This window comes from Haloarcula laminariae, assembly GCF_025457605.1.
Taxonomy (GTDB): Archaea; Halobacteriota; Halobacteria; order Halobacteriales; family Haloarculaceae; genus Haloarcula; species Haloarcula laminariae.
The window spans coordinates 1,901,733-1,917,506 of the sequence record NZ_JAMZFY010000001.1 but is presented as its reverse complement, the minus strand read 5'-3'; the positions used below and the strand labels follow the sequence as shown (position 1 = coordinate 1,917,506).

Here is a 15,774-nt window from a genome sequence, read left to right as displayed (position 1 = left end):
AACCGCGAGCAGGGAGCGACCCGTGAGCAAAGCGACACAGACGCAGTGGGCACCGCCGACAGGCGAATCGGGACGGATTTGGTACTGTTGTGTCGTTTTATGCCGCTGGGCGCAGTACGGGAGAGTGTGTTAGAGGACGACCACGGGCGGGCGGTGTCACAGGTCCGCGTCTCCCTGACGGACCGATGCAACTTCGACTGCGTCTACTGTCACAACGAGGGGCTGGGGGACACCCGCGGACCGATGGCGGCCCGGGACCACGAGATGGGGACCGACGACGTCATCCGCTTTCTGGAGGTCGCCCGCGAGTTCGATGTCGAGGCCGTCAAGTTCACCGGCGGCGAGCCGATGTTGCGCGGTGACCTGGCGGAGATTGTCCGCCGGACGCCGGATGCGATGGAGGTGTCGATGACGACGAACGGGACGTTTCTCCCCGGCCGCGCGCCCGACCTCGTCGACGCCGGCCTCGACCGCGTCAACGTCTCTCAGGACGCCATCGACCCGGAGGTCTTCGCCGAGATAACCGAAAGCGGGGCCTACGAGCGGGTCGTCGAGGGCGTCGAGGCGGCCCTGGACGCGGGGCTGGACCCGGTGAAACTGAACATGGTCGTCTTCGAACCGACGGCGGGGTACGTGCCGGAGATGGTCGACCACGTCGCCGCGAACGAGGGGCTACGGCTCCAGCTCATCGAGTACATGCCCGAACTCGTCGGCCGTCCGGAGTGGGCCATCGACATCGGGCGGGTCCACGACTGGCTGGCCGAACGGGCCGACCGCATCGAGACCCGCGAGATGCACGACCGCAAGCGCTACTGGGTCGGAGCCGCGGACGGCGACGGCGAGGGGATGGTCGAAATCGTCGACCCCGTCGAGAACGCGGACTTCTGTGCCAACTGCCATCGCGTGCGCGTGACACACGACGGGAAGCTGAAGGGCTGTCTGAACCGCACCGACGACCTCAGGTCGATGGGCGAGATGACGAAAGCCGAGATTCGGGAGACGTTCCGGGAGACCGTCGCCAACCGGGTCCCGTACTACGGGGAGTACATGATTGAGGAGGGCGGCGAGTGGGTCATCAACGAGGCGTACGTCGACCGCGGGCCGGTAGAGATGCCGGCCGACGACGACTGACGGTGTCGGTCCGCCGGTAGCTGCGGCTCGCTACGGACTGTCGTCGGCCAGATTCGAATAAGATGGGCCAGCGTCGCCACGGCGTCCCGAGTCAGTAGCCGTAGTAGATAGCCAGCGCCTTGAGAACGCCGTAGATGAGCGCTATCGGAACGACCACGAACGTGAGTACGGCCCTGATGAGTCCCCAGGGAATCAGGCCGCCGCTGTCCCCGACGACGAGCGTCCCGGCGGTCGTCGAGTCGACGCGGACCGGGAACTGGCCCGCTCGGTCCGCCCGATACTGGAACTGTACTTCGCTGGTCTCGCCGGCCCCGAGCGAGACCGTTGTGTTCTCGACGACCGTGTCGTCGACGCTGAGCGACACCGTCCCCGTCCGCTCGGCGTCACCGCTGTTTTCGACGGTCGCGGTCACCGACACGACGCCACCGACCGGAAGCTCGCTCCGGTTCAACGTCGCGTTGGTCACAGTCAGCACGCCGGTCCCTGTCCCCGTCCGGGCGGCCGTTCCGCTCTCGGGCGTCCCCGACTGACCGGCCTCGGTCGGCGCGGCGGTCGCCGTCACCGTGATGGTCGCTGTCGGCGTCGGGGAAGGCGTCGGCGAGGGGGTGTCTGTTGCTGTCTCCGTGGCTGTCTCGGTCGGCGTTTCGGTAGACGCTGGCGTTTCGGTGGGTGTCGGGGTCGGCGTGGGCGTCGGGGTCGGCGTGGGCGTGGGTGTCGGCGTTGAGGTAGGCGTGGCCGTAGGAGTCGGCGTCGGGGTCGATGCGGTGCTCGAGCCGTCGAAACTGCCGTCCGGGAACGTCAGGTCGAGCTCCTCGACTTCGCTCTCCGGATTCGGGTCCGTCTCCGCCGCCTGCGGCCCGTCGACGGTGTCGATGTGGAACGTGACCGTCGAATCGACGTCGCTGTCCACCCGGAGCTTTTCGCCGGGCTCGGAGCTCCCGTACTTGCCGTTCGACCCCACGTCTATCGAGTCCTGTATCTCGCCGTTGGCGACGGCGACGATTGTCGTTCCCCGTGGGGCGGTGGTCCCGTCCTCCGACGCCGCCACGCCGTAGTAGGAGTTCGGCGGCGCGGGCTGTGCGACTGACGGTCCCGCGGTCAGAACGGCGACAGCGAGCAACCCGACCAACGCTACCGACACGGCGACGGCCCGCTTCATGTCATAGTCGTGCCGTCGGTGTGGGAAAATACATTATGATTCAGGCGACAACCTGGGCCGAATAGGCCGAACAGGGGCGTCTAGCTCCCCTGGCCGGCCTCGTAGTCGGCTTTCTCGACGACGCGGACGACATCCCCGTCCTCGACGTACACGTAGTACCCCTCGTAGGGACCGACGGTGCTGGTCCCGTCGCCCTGGTCGAAGGCCGAAGCGTTGGTGGTCCCGCCGGGGTCGCTGAGCGTCGCGCTCGCGTTGCGGAGGTACACTTCGACGTTGTTGTTCCCGTCGATGGAGACGGCGTCGCCGAGGTCCGCGCCCGTCGTGACGCTATCGCCGTCGTTGAGGTCGGGGGTTGCACCGACCAGGTTGTACCCTTCCTGCAGGTAGTGAGAGTGGAGCTCGCCCTCCGACTCGAAGGTGTACCCGATGCGGGCGGAGTCGTTGATTCCGCTGACGTAGTAGGCGCTCCCGGCCTCGCGTTCGTCCGGCAGGACCCAGCTATCGGTCCCGGCGTCGTAGGTCAACGAACTATTGACGTACTGGTACTCGACGGTCTCGGCGTCCATCGGCGTGGCCGTCACCTGATACCCTCCATCCAGGGAGTACGCCTCGTGGACTAGCTGGACGCTGTCGGTCGCCGACGTGTCGTTCGCCTGGGCGACTTCCACAGTGGTCGTCCCGGTCGCCGTCGAGTCGGCGATAGCGTTCGGGTCGATGGTCGTGTCTATCTCGCCGTCGTTGACGGGGACGGTGTACGGCGTCCCGGCGATGTCGAGGGTCGCGCTCACGGTTCCGGACCCGCTACCGCTGGCGATGAGATACCCCTCCTGATCTCGGACACCGGTCGCGGTCACGGCCACGGAGTCGTTGCCGTCCTCGACGATGGCGACGAACTCCTGGTGGACGTCGAGCGTCTCGACGGATTCGATGGCCGTGTCCAGAGTGACCGTGTCGCTCGCGTCGGTCGTCTGGCCGAACGCGTCCGCTCCCGTGACGGTCAGGCTGACGGTCCCGTCGCCGACGTTCGGGCTCCCCACGTCGAACGTCCCGGTGTAGGTGTCCCCGGCGTCCTGTGTGAGCGTCATCGAACTGTCGCCACCGAGGGGCGAGGCGTCGACGGTGACGGTGTCGACGCCCGCGGTCGCGTCGGTCACGTCGGCGGTGACGTTGACCGTGTCACCGACTGCGACCGTGTCGTCGCTGTTTTGCTCGGTGACCGTAACGCCCTGTACCGACGGCGCCGTCGTGTCTAACGTGTAATCGACCTGCAGGGTGTCCGTGTCGGTCGGCGCTTTCGGGCCGTCCGTGTACGAGCGGCTGTTCCCGGCATCGTCGAACACGCGCACGCCCACGTCGTAGCTCCCGTCCTCGGCGATGTCGCTCGTATCGTAGCTCCACTTGCTCCACTCGGACGTACTACTTGCGGTCACCCACGCGCGGTCGCTCTCCCAGTTTCCGCTGGTCGCGTTGTAGTACTGGCCGTCGCTCTCGTTCTGGACGTAGAGTTCCACTCTGTCGAGCGAGTGGTCGTCCGACGCGGTCCCGTTTATCAGATACGGGTTCTCGCTCTCCGAGGAGACGTTCTCGCCGTCAGTGGGCGATTCGATGTCCACCGTCGGGGCCTGGCCGTCCACCTCGAAGGTCGTCGTATCCTCCGCGCTCTCGAAGGTCGACCCCTCGTCCGCCATCAGCGTCGCCGTCCCGTCGCTCAGTCCGCCGTCGATGCCGAGGGTCGACAGGTCGATTGTGACGGTGAACTCAGTCGAGTCGACCGTCTTCGTGGTCGTCACGGCGTCGTCGTTTTCGGAGTCCTGTATCAGAAACGTGACGTCGTTGGTTGCGTCGCTAACGGTTCCTTCGACGGTGATAGTTCCGTCGGGGCCGACCGGTGCGTCGGTGACGGTCAACGAATCGTCGGTGACCGCCCCCACTGCCGCTCCGGACAGGGCCACGACACTCACCACGACCACCACCGACAGCGCTACCGCCTCGAATTTCGTAGGGTCTCGCGTTCGTTTCATAGCTGATCACGTGCCCGCCGACCGACTGTCGACCGATGGAACCACCGAGTCCCCTCGACCGAAGGTGTACTCGCACACCCCTTCCCCGGACCGACAGCCGAACTATGTGGCACCTACCCGGAACATTCATGGCCTATTGTTAGTAGCTTTTCCATTAGTTATCATATATGAAAACACTCCTGCCAGCGGTCGGCATCGCTGGACTACGCGCGTACCGATATCCGTATCGACGGACGGTACGGCGGCTAGACCTGTCGACGAGCGCATCGTGGTCTGCTCGACGAACGGCGTCCGACGAACCGGCAGCGTGTCCACGGTTGACGCACGCGCGCCCCTTCGTTGCGTTTAAATACAACCCCCGGATACCTACGTACAGACTCGTGTAGGGGGACCGGCTCCCGAGTCCGCGTGCTGCGGGCGCGAGTATCAAGCAAGCGTGTCGTGGTAGCCAAGCCTGGCCCAAGGCGCAGGGTTGCTAACTCTGTGGCGTACAGCCTCCTGGGTTCGAATCCCAGCCACGACGCTCACCCCAATACAAGATATGAGTGCAGAAGACCCAGACGCGGGCGAGGACGCGGATGAGGAGGAGGACATCCGCTACTTCGTTCGCATCGGACAGACAGACCTCGACGGCACCAAGTCCGTCGAGCGAGCACTGACAGAACTGAACGGCATCGGCCACCGCGCCGCCCGCATCATCGCCCAGCGCGCTGACGTGGACCGCCGCGCGGTCTTTGGTAAGCTGGACGACGACGTCATCGACGAGGTCGTCGACCAGGTCCAGAACTTCGCCGACAACGTCCCCGAGTGGATGACGAACCACCAGAAGGACTACTTCACCGGCGAGACCACCCACGAGACGGGTAACGACCTCCAGCTCACCCGCCGGCAGGACATCAACCGCATGAAGATGATCGACTCCTACCGCGGCGTCCGCCACAAGCGGGGCCAGAAGGTACGGGGGCAGCGGACGAAGTCCACCGGTCGTACCGAGGGGACCATCGGCGTCAACGTCGAGGCCATCAAGGAAGAACAGGCCGAGGAAGCCGCCGCGGAGGATGACGAATAATGGCGCTCGGTTCCAACACGAAGTTCTACGAGACCCCGAACCACCCCTACCAGGGCGAACGCATCGCCGACGAGAGCAACCTCAAGGGCCGCTACGGCCTCAAAAACAAGGAAGAGCTCTGGCGAGCCCAGTCCGAGCTGCGTGGCTACCGCCGCGAGGCCCGGAAACTGCTGGGCAGCACCGAGGGGAGCGACCTCGAAGCCGAGGAGTTCCTGGCTCGACTGAAACGCTACGGCATCCTCAACGAGCAGGACCAGCTCGACGACGTCCTGTCGCTCGACGTGACGGACGTCCTCGAACGCCGGCTCCAGACGGTCGTCTACCGCAAGGGCTACGCGAACACGCCCGAGCAGGCCCGTCAGTTCATCGTCCACGGCCACATCGAGCTCGACGACGCACGCGTCACCCGACCGTCGATGAAGGTCGACGTGGCCGTCGAGAGCTCGGTCGGCTTCGACGAGAACAGCTCGCTGTCGGACGAACTGCATCCTGAGCGCGCGGAGGCCCAAGAATGAGCGAAGAGACCGAAGACATCTGGGGCGTCGCCCACGTCCACGCATCGTTCAACAACACCATCATCACCATCACCGACCAGACCGGCGCGGAGACGCTCGCGAAGAGCTCCGGCGGGACGGTCGTCAAGCAGAACCGCGACGAGGCCTCGCCCTACGCCGCGATGCAGATGGCAGAGGTCGTCGCCGAGAAGGCCCTCGACCGCGGCGTCGAAGGCGTCGACGTCCGCGTGCGCGGTCCCGGTGGGAACCAGCAGACCTCCCCCGGGCCGGGCGCCCAGGCCACCATCCGAGCGCTGGCCCGCGCCGGCCTCGAAATCGGCCGCATCGAGGACGTCACACCGACGCCCCACGACGGCACTCGCGCACCCAAGAACTCCGGCTTCTAACCAATGACACAGGATTACGAGGTTGAGTTCGTCGAACGCGGCGAGCGGGAGTCGCTCGTGCTGGTCCGGGGCATCACGCCGGCCTTCGCCAACGGCATCCGCCGGGCGATGGTCGCCGACGTGCCCACGTTCAGCATCGACACCGTCCGCGTCATCGAGAACACCAGCGTGATGTTCAACGAGCAGATCGGCCTCCGACTGGGGCTGGTCCCGCTCTCGACCGACCTCGACGACTTCGAGGTCGGCGACGAGGTGACGCTGTCGCTGTCGGTCGACGGGCCGAACACGGCCTACTCCAGCGACCTCGTCTCCAGCGACTCGCTGGTGGAGCCGGCCGACGACAACATCCCCATCATCGACCTGAAAGACGGCCAGCGCCTCGAAGTCGAGGCCGACGCCGTCCTCGACACGGGGAAGGAACACGCCAAACACCAGGGCGGCGTGGCCGTCGGCTACCGACACCTCCAGCGGACCGAGGTCGTCGGCGACACGGGCGAGTTCGAGGACGAGGAACCGCGCATTCTGCGCGGCGTCATCGAGGAGGGCGCGGCCGCCGAGGCCGCCGACCCGGACGCCGCGGACGGCGACCTCGTCCCGACCGAGACGTTCGACAACGACCTCAGCCAGCGGTATCCGGGCAAGGAGGTCGAGGTCACTGACGTCGAGAACGCCTTCGTGTTCCACGTCGAGACCGACGGTTCGTTCACCACCGACGAGCTCTTCGTTCACGCGGTCGATACGCTTCGGTCCCGTGCGACAGAGCTGAAAGACGCGGTCCAACTGTAACGCCAATGCCCCGAAACACCCCTTCGACGCCGATGACCGCCCGCCCCCCGAGCGCGAGGACCGAAAGGGGTTTTACGGGGCATCAAGAATCCACTAATGCGAGCAGGGATAGCCAAGTTTGGCCAACGGCGCAGCGTTCAGGGCGCTGTCCCGTAGGGGTCCGCAGGTTCAAATCCTGCTCCCTGCACTTTTACTCCCAAGGAGGAACCCTATGAGCAAGACGAATCCGAGACTCAGTAGTCTCATCGCCGACCTGAAGTCGGCCGCCCGCAACTCGGGCGGCGCAGTCTGGAGCGACGTCGCCGAGCGGCTGCAGAAGCCGCGGCGAACACACGCGGAAGTCAACCTGGGCCGCATCGAGCGGTACGCACAGGAAGACGAGACCGTGGTCGTTCCGGGCAAGGTGCTCGGCTCCGGCGTCCTGCAGAAGGACGTCACCGTCGCCGCCGTCGACTTCTCCGGAACCGCCGAGACGAAGATCGACAAGGTCGGAGAGGCTGTATCGCTAGAACAGGCAATCGAGAACAACCCCGAAGGCTCCCACGTCCGGGTGATTCGATGAGCGTCGCAGAGTTCGACGCCGACGTCGTCGTCGACGCCCGAGACTGTATCATGGGCCGGGTCGCCTCGCAGGTGGCCGAGAAAGCGCTCGACGGCCAGACCGTGGCCGTCGTCAACGCCGAGGGCGCGGTCATCACCGGCCGCGAAGAGCAGATCAAAGAGAAGTACAAGAAACGCGTCGAGATCGGCGCCGACAACGCGTACTTCTACCCCAAGCGACCGGACGGCATCCTCAAGCGCTGTATCCGCGGCATGCTGCCCCACAAGAAGCAGCGTGGCCGCGACGCGTTCGAGAACGTCCGCGTCTACGTGGGCAACCCACACGACAAGGACAGCGAGGTGCTCGAGGGCACGTCGCTTGACCGACTGTCGAACATCAAATTCGTCACGCTCGCGGAAGTGAGCGAGACACTCGGAGCGAACAAGACATGGTAACGAACACGTCTGGCAAGAAGAAGACCGCCGTCGCCCGCGCCACGATCAGCGAGGGCGAGGGCCGCGTGCGTATCGACTCCCAGCCGGTCGAACTGGTCGATCCGGAGCTGGCCCAGCTGAAGATGCTGGAGCCGTTCCGCATCGCCGACGAGGACCTCCGCGACGACGTCGACGTCGACGTCTCAGTCGAGGGCGGCGGCGTGATGGGGCAGGCCGACGCGGCCCGCACCGCCATCGCCCGCGGCCTCGTCGACTTCACCAACGACGCGGAGCTCCGCGACGCGTTCATGGAGTTCGACCGCTCGCTGCTGGTCAACGACGTTCGCCAGTCCGAACCCAAGAAGTGGGGCGGCCCCGGCGCACGGGCCCGCTACCAGAAATCCTACCGCTGAGGTGTTCAGGATATGATGGTACCGGTCCGGTGTTTCACGTGCGGTAACGTCGTCGGCGAGCACTGGGAAGAGTTCAAGGCCCGCACCCGCGAGGCCGAAGAGCCCGAGGACCCCGAGATGGTCCTCGACGAGCTCGGCGTCGAGCGACACTGCTGTCGCCGGATGCTCGTCTCTCACAAAGACCTGGTCGACATCGTCGCCCCCTACCAATGAACGCACAGGAAAGCCGATACGAGAAGGCCCGGAAACTGGGCGCGCGAGCGCTCCAGCTGGCCCACGGTGCACCCGTGCTCATCGAGACGGAACACACCCAGCCCATCCTCATCGCCGCCGAGGAGTACGACGCCGGTGTGTTGCCGTTCACCGTTCGCAGAGGTGACCACAAATGACGCTAATCACAGACATCCGACTCCGCCGCGTGCTCGACTCGCGTGGCAACGCAACCGTCGAGGCCGACGTGCTCACCGAGAGCGGCGGCTTCGGCCGCGGAAAGGCACCGAGCGGTGCAAGTACCGGCGAGTACGAGGCGCTCGAACTGCCGGCACAGGAGGCCATCGCGAACGCTCGCGAGGACGCCTACCCGCGCCTCATCGGCGAGGTCCACGCCGGCAACCAGCGCGACGTGGACAACGCGCTCCGCGCCGCCGACGGCACGGACGACTTCTCCAGCATCGGCGCCAACAGCGCCGTCGCCATCTCGATGGCGGCCGCCGCGGCCGGCGCCGACGTGCTTGGCGCGCCGCTGTACCAGCACCTCGGCGGCACCTTCCGGGGCAACGAGTTCCCGACGCCGCTCGGTAACATCATCGGCGGCGGCGAACACGCCGCCGACGCCACCAACATCCAGGAGTTCCTGTCGGCCCCCGTCGGCGCGCCGAGCGTCGAGGAGGCCGTCTTCGCCAACGCCGCGGTCCACCAGGAGGTCCACGACATCCTGGCCGACCGCGACCTGCCAGCGGGCAAGGGCGACGAGGGCGCCTGGGCGCCGTCCATCTCCGACGACGAGGCCTTCGAGATTATGGCCGAGGCCGTCGAGGCCGTCGCGGACGACGTCGGCTTCGCCATCCAGTTCGGCCTCGACGTCGCCGCCGCAGAGATGTACGACGAGGACGAGGGCGGCTACGTCTACGACGACGGCGTCAAGTCGACCGACGAGCAGATCGACTACATCGCCGAGAAGGTCGAGGAGTACGACCTCGTCTACGTCGAGGACCCCCTCGACGAGAACGACTACGAGGGCCACACCGAGCTGACCGACCGCGTCGGTAACCAGACCCTCATCTGCGGCGACGACCTCTTCGTGACGAACGTCAACCGCCTGCAGACCGGCATCCAGCAGGGCGCCGGCAACTCCATCCTCATCAAGCCGAACCAGATCGGGACGCTCTCCGACGCCGTGGACGCCATCGAACTGGCGACCGAAAACGGCTACGAGTCGGTCGTCTCCCACCGGAGCGGCGAGACCGAGGACACCACCATCGCACACCTCGCCGTGGCGACCGGCGCCGCGTTCATCAAGACGGGCGCCGTCGGCGGCGAGCGAACTGCCAAGCTGAACGAACTGATCCGTATCGAGGACAACGCAGTATGAGCGGCAACGAGAAAGAAGGTCTCGACGCAGAGGAGTCCGAGTTCGACCCGTCCGAGGAGGACGAACTCGACGCCGACGCGGAGACCGAAGACGCCGAACAGCCCGCGGACGCCGAGGAGGCCGACGCAGAGACAACCGACGAGGAAGAGACTGAGGAGGCCGAAGCGGAGGCCCCCCAGCTCGACGAGGACGTCATGCCCGACGAGCAGAGCGAGGCAGACCTCCTCATCCCCGTCGAGGACTACCTCGGCGCCGGTGTCCACATCGGGACCCAGCAGAAGACCCAGGACATGGAGCGGTTCATCCACCGCGTCCGGACCGACGGGCTCTACGTGCTGGACGTCTCGATGACGGACTCCCGGATTCGGACCGCCGCGGACTTCCTGGCCAACTACGAGCCCGAGCAGATCCTCGTGGCTTCCTCGCGCCAGTACGGCCGCTTCCCGGCCGAGAAGTTCGCCGACGCCGTCGGCGCCCGTGCCCGAACGGGCCGGTTCATCCCCGGAACGCTGACGAACCCGGACTACGACGGCTACATCGAACCCGACGTCGTGGTCGTCACCGACCCCATCGGCGACGCCCAGGCCGTCAAGGAGGCCATCACGGTCGGCATCCCCGTCATCGCGATGTGTGACTCCAACAACACCACGTCCAACGTGGACCTGGTCGTCCCGACCAACAACAAGGGGCGAAAGGCGCTGTCGGTCGTCTACTGGCTGCTGGCCAACGAGACGCTCGACCGCCGCGGTGCCGAGCCGTCCTACGGGCTCGACGACTTCGAGTCCGAGCTCTGAGCGGCCGATTTTCCCCTTTCGCGACCGCCGGCAGTGCCGACAGCGTCCGGCGGGCAGTGGGTGTAACCGCGTTTTCACTCTCCACAAACGATAGTATACACGGCCGTGTACCCGGCGACGATGGGAGAACAAGACACCCTCCTCAACGCCGTCATCGGCGCCGTCGCAAGTGCTGTGCTGGGGTTCGTCCCCTTCTCCCCCGTCCTCGGGGGTGCCATCGCCGGCTACCTGCAGGGCGGGACCCGCTCGGACGGGCTTCGGGTCGGCGCGATATCGGGCGTTCTGGGCCTGTTCGTGGGCGCGGTGTTTTTCGGCCTGTTTTTCGTCTTGTTTGGCGCGTATCTGTTCGGCGTGGGCGCACCGCCGCTGTTTAGTCACTTTGCCCTCTTCGTCCTGGCCATCGGAGCGATACTCAGCGCCCTCTACACCGTCGGGCTGAGCGCCCTCGGTGGCTGGCTGGGCAACTACGCGAGATACGAGATGGACCTCTGAGGCGGGTCCGCTCCGGCTAGTCTGACCCCATCGGACCGGTTCCGGAGGTGGGTTCTGCCACGTCGGCCGGACACCATACTATATACCGGCCGCTGCCGACACCGACAGACAGCATGCGTGAGACGCTCGTCGACGCCGGGCTGGGTGCGCTCGTGACGCTGGCTCTCTCCATCGTGCCGTTCTCGTCGGTCGTCGGCGGCGCTGCCGCGGCGTACCGCCACGGCGGCGGCTACCGCGGCGGCCTGTGGCTCGGGACGCTGGCCGGCGTGGGGGCGATGGTCCCGCTGCTCGCGCTGTTCGTCCCGTCGCTGTATATCGCGGGCCTGCTCGGGTTCGGCATCCCGCCGTCGTCACCGGGGTACGGCCTCTTTCTCGCGCTCGTGTTCGCCTTCTTCCTGCTGTACACCGTCGGCCTGAGCGCCGTCGGCGGCCTCGGGGGCGCGTGGGCGCGGGCCAACACCGACTGGAATCTCGACCCGGTCCGGTGGCTGTAAGCGGGGGAGCGACAATAGAGAAAAGCGGCGCTACGAGTCGTCCAGCGCGTCCGAGAGCGGGTCGCTGTCGGATTTGGGCTCGAACACCGTCGCGTCTCCGTCGTCGGACTGCTCGGACCCACCGTCGTCGGTCCCCTCCTCGTCCCCGTCGGCCGCGTCGTCGGCGAACAGGTCGGAGACGTCTTCGACCGGCTCGGCGTCGTCCCCCTCGTCGGCCGTCTCGCCGAACAGGTCGTCGGCCGTCCGGGGCCCCTCGGAGGACTCCTCGCCGCTGTCGTCTATCTCCCAGCCGGCGGGCGCGTCGTCGCCATCGTCCGCTGACTCCGCGGATGTCTCGACGGTGGCGGACTCGTCGGTCTCGAACTCCGAGGGGTCCGGCGGCGACCACTCCTCGGGCTGTGTCTCCGGCCCCGCGGCGTCGCGTTCGGGCGTCGATGGTGCGTCCGCGGTCTCGTTGGCGGATTCGCTCTCGTCGGCTGCGTCCGCGGTGACCGGTTCGTCGCTACTCTCGTCGGGCGCTGCCCAGGCGTTGGGCGGGTCGTCGGTGGGTTCGTCCTCCGCTAGCGGGTCGTCCGGGGAGTCCGACCGGTCCTCGTCCGGTTCCGCCGACGGCTCCGGTGGCTCCTCGACGACGGTCTGTGCGTCGGTGGGCGGCTCGGACGCCGAGTTCGAGGCAGCGTTCCCCTCGGGTGTATCCGCCGCGGCGTCTTCGGGGGTAGCGGCATCGTCGGGCGCGGCCGCGTCGTCGACCGGGCCGCTAGCTCCCGATTCGGCGTCGTCCGTCTCCGCGGTACCGTCGTCTGACGCGTCAGTTTCCCCGGTCGCCGCTGCCGCTCCGCCGGCGGAGTCCGGCGTCGGTTCCGACGCGGTCCCCTCGTCGGTCTCGGTCTCGCCGGACTCGGCGTCGGCCGCCTCCGCGGCGGGGGTTGCGACGGCCCGCCCCTGTGCGACGCCGACCATCGTCGCGTCGGCGATGAGCTTGTGTCCCAGTCCGACTAGCCCAGAGAGGAGGAGCAGGAGGCCGATGGCGACCAGCGCGATGGCCGCCACGGCGGTTCCGGTCCCCACCGCCGCGGCGCCGCTACCGGCGACGTTCGTGAGGGCTCGACCACCGATAGCGGCCCCGCCGGCAACGAAGACGCCGGCGACGAGTGTCACCGCGAGGAGGTAGCCAACGAAGCGGACACCGTATCGGTAGACATCTGATAACCCAGCAGCAGACATAGTCGGACAAATGATAACTGCCGTCAAATAGGTTACGACGAAATCAGGGGCGGCCGTTCCCGGCGACGGTCGTCCCCGGGTCCGAACCGGCGAGGAAGGACCCGAGCGATTCGGGGCCGAAGATGTGCGCCGGCGAGGCAAGCCCCAGCAGCGCCCGGACTTTCCCGGCCATCCCGCCGGAGACGTCGGTGGCGTCGCTGCCGCCCAGCGCCGGCGCGACCTCGTCGAACGACGTGATGCGGTCGATGACGCTCCCGTCGTCGTCGAGGACGCCGGGGACCGTCGAGCAGACGCCGACCCGGTCCGCCCCTACAGCCGGGGCGAGTTCGACGACGAGTTCGTCGCCGCTGCAGACCGTCGCGCCCTCGCCGCGGTGGGCGACGAGGTCGCCGTGGAGGACGGGGACGAACCCCTCCGCGAGCAGGGTCCGGACCTGCTCGGTCGGGAGGTCGAGGCGGCCGTCGGCGTCGCGGCTCGCGGCCGAGAACGGGTGGACGGGGACTGCGGGTACGCCCCTGTCGGTCAGCGCGGTCACGACGGCGGCGTTCAGCCGCTTCATCGCCCCGTGGATTGCGTCGACCCCGGCGGCGTCGTGGGTGCCCTCGGTCGTGCTGACGCCGTAGTCGGCGGCGTGGTGGTGGCCGAAGCTCCCGCCGCCGTGGACCACGACCAGGTCGTCGTCGCTGTCGGCGACGGCGTCGGCGGCGGTTCCGAGGGCGGCCTCGTCGACGGTCTCCGGCTCGTCCTTCGCGGTGACGACGCTGCCGCCGAGTTTCAGGACGACGGTCACTCCGCCCGGACCCCCTCGGTGGCGAGCGCCGCCCGGAAGGCCTCGTCACAGCCGGGCGTGTACTTCAGCGCCGTCAGCGCGGCGTCCGTCTCGTCGAGGGCGACGATACAGCCGCCCCCGCCGGCACCGGTGAGCTTCGCCCCGCTGGCGCCCGCGTCGCGGGCCGCCCACACCATCGTGTCCAGCGACCGGGCGGAGACGCCAAGCGCCGCCAACAGCCCGTGGTTGAAGTCCATCAGCTCCCCGAGCGTCTCGGTGTCCCCGGTCCCCAGGACGGTCTCTCCCTCCCGAACGATGTCGCCGATGCTCTCGACGGTGTCGGCCGCGAAGTCGTACTCGCCGCGCAGCTCCCGGACGCCGGCGACGAGTTTCCCGGTGTCGCCCGCGCCGCCGTCGTAGCCGATGACGAAGGGGAGGTTGCCGACCCCTTCGAGGCGGCGGCAGTCGTCGCCCTCGACCCGGACCGCGCCCCCCATCGCCGAGCAGAACGTGTCCGCGCGGGAGGCCTCGCCGTCCTGGACTGCGGCCTCGACCCGGTAGGCCCGGTCGGCGACTTCCTCGGGGGTGAGCTCGACGCCCAGTTCGCGACAGCCGGCGTCGATGGCCGCACAGGCGACCGCGGCCGACGAACCCAGCCCCGCGCCCAGCGGGATATCGCTCTCTATCCATATCTCGAAGCCGGCTTCGGGCGAGTCGGCGGCGTCACGGACCTCTTTGACGGCCTCGTTGACGTAGCCCATGGCGGCCTCCAGCAACGAGTTCTCGGCGTCGACGTCCGGATGGTCCGTCCCCTCGTCCATGTACTCGACGGTGAACCCGTCGAGCTGGAGGTCCTCGGCGTGGACGACCAACCCCTCGTCTATCTCCTCCGCCGTGACGCGGGCCCGGCGTTCGATGGCACACGGGACCGCCGGCTCGCCGTAGACGACTGCGTGCTCCCCGAACAGATACACCTTGCCGGGAGCGCTCGACGTGACCATACCCGTGCCTGTGCGTGGAGGGTGTTAGGTGTTTTCGGACGCGCCGGCGAGGGTCAAACGGCCGTTGTACCGACCTGAAAGCACTTGTGTCAACTAGCGGAACGAAGGGGTATGAACCGACGACAGTTGCTGGCGACGCTCGGTGCGGGTATCGGCGGCCTCGCGGGGTGTCTCTCCGGGACGCCGGGCGAGTCCACCGTGACGCCGGTCGGTACCGACACCGACGGCGAACGAACGACCAGTCAGACACCGACAGCGACGCCCGGCGACGACACCGAGGGCGTCTCCGATATCGCCGTCCGCAAGGCAGTCAGGTACGAGTCGTTACTCGGTTCCGGCGGTGTGCTCGCCGCCGAGGGGCGGCAGTACGTGGTCGCCAGCGTGGGGACCGACGGCGACAGCCGGGAGACGGAGTACGTCTTCGAGGCCGACGGCCAGACCTGGGAGGCCGGTCTGCCGACGATAGCGGGCGGGAACACCCGCTCCGTCGCCGACCGGGACTGGCCGGTGGTCGGGTTCGAGGTCCCCTCGCCCCTGCCCGCGTCGAACCCGCAGATACGGTCGGCCGACGACGCCTGGGCGCTCGGGGCGGACGCCACCGAGACACTCGGCGAACCGGGCACGCGATACGACCTCGACGAGCTGACCACACCGGAGAGCGTCTCACAGGGGGAGACGATGACCGTCGGGCTCGACGTGACCAACGTCTCCGACGCTCCCGGCCGGTTCCTCGCGGCCGTCTACTGGCCGACCGACCGAATCGCCGACGACGACGAGTCCCACGTCGTCGACCGGAGGGTCCCGGCCGGCGACACGATAACCGCGTCGCTCGACATCAACACGGCCTTCACCGCCGACGAGAGCGGTCCCGTCACCCTTTCCGTCGAGGGGCACGCCTCCGCGAGTCGGGAGATACGGGTGGAAAACGTCGACGCCGACAACTGAGCCTCGCGG

The 15,774-nt window shown here is 67.6% G+C and carries 20 protein-coding genes and 2 tRNA genes; 17 read left to right on the top strand and 5 right to left on the bottom strand.

All coding sequences use genetic code 11. The features are described from left to right. Window positions 1-126 precede the first annotated feature (126 nt). On the top strand, window positions 127-1,131 hold the full coding sequence (moaA, locus tag NJQ98_RS09840; protein WP_262178106.1) for a GTP 3',8-cyclase MoaA: 1,005 nt from the start codon (window positions 127-129) through the stop codon (window positions 1,129-1,131). Between the two features lie 91 nt (window positions 1,132-1,222). Here the strand turns inward: moaA and NJQ98_RS09835 are convergent, their stop codons facing one another. Further along, window positions 1,223-2,290, bottom strand: a complete 1,068-nt coding sequence (locus NJQ98_RS09835; RefSeq protein ID WP_262178105.1) for a CARDB domain-containing protein — start codon at window positions 2,288-2,290, stop codon at window positions 1,223-1,225. Between the two features lie 80 nt (window positions 2,291-2,370). Continuing rightward, window positions 2,371-4,311 carry an Ig-like domain-containing protein gene (locus NJQ98_RS09830; RefSeq protein ID WP_262178103.1) on the bottom strand — a complete coding sequence of 647 codons (1,941 nt, stop codon included), beginning with the start codon at window positions 4,309-4,311 and terminating at the stop codon, window positions 2,371-2,373. Between the two features lie 438 nt (window positions 4,312-4,749). Here NJQ98_RS09830 and NJQ98_RS09825 point away from each other — a divergent pair. The 15 genes from NJQ98_RS09825 (at window position 4,750) to NJQ98_RS09755 (ending at window position 11,826) form a co-directional block, all read left to right on the top strand. Then, window positions 4,750-4,834: transfer RNA gene (locus NJQ98_RS09825), tRNA-Ser, on the top strand. A gap of 18 nt (window positions 4,835-4,852) precedes the next feature. Continuing rightward, on the top strand, window positions 4,853-5,380 hold the full coding sequence (locus tag NJQ98_RS09820; RefSeq protein ID WP_262178101.1) for a 30S ribosomal protein S13: 528 nt from the start codon (window positions 4,853-4,855) through the stop codon (window positions 5,378-5,380). Then, complete coding sequence (locus NJQ98_RS09815) at window positions 5,380-5,895, top strand: 30S ribosomal protein S4 (protein WP_262178098.1); 516 nt, start codon at window positions 5,380-5,382, stop codon at window positions 5,893-5,895. The genes NJQ98_RS09820 and NJQ98_RS09815 overlap by 1 nt, the downstream gene beginning before the upstream one ends. Then, on the top strand, window positions 5,892-6,281 hold the full coding sequence (locus NJQ98_RS09810; RefSeq protein ID WP_262178096.1) for a 30S ribosomal protein S11: 390 nt from the start codon (window positions 5,892-5,894) through the stop codon (window positions 6,279-6,281). Before NJQ98_RS09815 ends, NJQ98_RS09810 begins: the two co-directional genes overlap by 4 nt. A 3-nt stretch (window positions 6,282-6,284) precedes the next feature. Beyond that, the gene (locus tag NJQ98_RS09805; protein ID WP_262178094.1) at window positions 6,285-7,067 is read left to right on the top strand and encodes a DNA-directed RNA polymerase subunit D; all 783 of its coding nucleotides are present in this window, start codon (window positions 6,285-6,287) and stop codon (window positions 7,065-7,067) included. Window positions 7,068-7,169: 102 nt separating this feature from the next. Continuing rightward, window positions 7,170-7,254: transfer RNA gene (locus NJQ98_RS09800), tRNA-Leu, on the top strand. A gap of 24 nt (window positions 7,255-7,278) precedes the next feature. Then, a complete protein-coding gene (locus NJQ98_RS09795; protein ID WP_262178092.1) occupies window positions 7,279-7,629 on the top strand; it encodes a 50S ribosomal protein L18e in 351 nt (116 codons plus the stop codon). Further along, complete coding sequence (locus tag NJQ98_RS09790) at window positions 7,626-8,063, top strand: 50S ribosomal protein L13 (protein WP_262178091.1); 438 nt, start codon at window positions 7,626-7,628, stop codon at window positions 8,061-8,063. The genes NJQ98_RS09795 and NJQ98_RS09790 overlap by 4 nt, the downstream gene beginning before the upstream one ends. Beyond that, window positions 8,057-8,455, top strand: a complete 399-nt coding sequence (locus NJQ98_RS09785) for a 30S ribosomal protein S9 (protein ID WP_262178090.1) — start codon at window positions 8,057-8,059, stop codon at window positions 8,453-8,455. The genes NJQ98_RS09790 and NJQ98_RS09785 overlap by 7 nt, the downstream gene beginning before the upstream one ends. A 12-nt stretch (window positions 8,456-8,467) precedes the next feature. Next, entirely contained in the window at window positions 8,468-8,668 is a 201-nt protein-coding gene (locus tag NJQ98_RS09780; protein WP_166970841.1) for a DNA-directed RNA polymerase subunit N, read from the top strand. Beyond that, window positions 8,665-8,844 carry a DNA-directed RNA polymerase subunit K gene (locus NJQ98_RS09775; protein WP_220618565.1) on the top strand — a complete coding sequence of 60 codons (180 nt, stop codon included), beginning with the start codon at window positions 8,665-8,667 and terminating at the stop codon, window positions 8,842-8,844. Before NJQ98_RS09780 ends, NJQ98_RS09775 begins: the two co-directional genes overlap by 4 nt. Continuing rightward, on the top strand, window positions 8,841-10,046 hold the full coding sequence (eno, locus tag NJQ98_RS09770; protein WP_262178089.1) for a phosphopyruvate hydratase: 1,206 nt from the start codon (window positions 8,841-8,843) through the stop codon (window positions 10,044-10,046). Before NJQ98_RS09775 ends, eno begins: the two co-directional genes overlap by 4 nt. After that, window positions 10,043-10,840, top strand: coding sequence for a 30S ribosomal protein S2 (rpsB, locus tag NJQ98_RS09765; RefSeq protein WP_262178088.1), 798 nt, complete (start codon window positions 10,043-10,045; stop codon window positions 10,838-10,840). The genes eno and rpsB overlap by 4 nt, the downstream gene beginning before the upstream one ends. Window positions 10,841-10,960: 120 nt before the next feature. After that, window positions 10,961-11,332: a DUF5518 domain-containing protein gene (locus NJQ98_RS09760; protein ID WP_262178087.1), complete on the top strand. Its 372-nt coding sequence runs from the start codon at window positions 10,961-10,963 to the stop codon at window positions 11,330-11,332. 113 nt (window positions 11,333-11,445) lie between these two features. Continuing rightward, window positions 11,446-11,826, top strand: a complete 381-nt coding sequence (locus NJQ98_RS09755) for a DUF5518 domain-containing protein (protein ID WP_262178086.1) — start codon at window positions 11,446-11,448, stop codon at window positions 11,824-11,826. A gap of 30 nt (window positions 11,827-11,856) precedes the next feature. On the opposite strand, the gene NJQ98_RS09750 is transcribed toward NJQ98_RS09755, so the two are convergent. From NJQ98_RS09750 to mvk, 3 genes are read right to left on the bottom strand one after another with little or no spacing between them, the layout of a single operon-like run. Next, entirely contained in the window at window positions 11,857-13,050 is a 1,194-nt protein-coding gene (locus NJQ98_RS09750) for a midas domain-containing protein (protein ID WP_262178085.1), read from the bottom strand. Window positions 13,051-13,093: 43 nt separating this feature from the next. Continuing rightward, window positions 13,094-13,840 (bottom strand): isopentenyl phosphate kinase, encoded by a 747-nt coding sequence (locus tag NJQ98_RS09745; protein ID WP_262178084.1) that lies wholly within the window; start codon window positions 13,838-13,840, stop codon window positions 13,094-13,096. Next, window positions 13,837-14,820 carry a mevalonate kinase gene (gene mvk, locus NJQ98_RS09740; protein WP_262178083.1) on the bottom strand — a complete coding sequence of 328 codons (984 nt, stop codon included), beginning with the start codon at window positions 14,818-14,820 and terminating at the stop codon, window positions 13,837-13,839. The genes NJQ98_RS09745 and mvk overlap by 4 nt, the downstream gene beginning before the upstream one ends. Window positions 14,821-14,931: 111 nt before the next feature. On the opposite strand from mvk, the gene NJQ98_RS09735 reads away from it, so the two are divergent. Further along, complete coding sequence (locus NJQ98_RS09735; protein ID WP_262178082.1) at window positions 14,932-15,765, top strand: hypothetical protein; 834 nt, start codon at window positions 14,932-14,934, stop codon at window positions 15,763-15,765. Window positions 15,766-15,774: the final 9 nt, after the last annotated feature.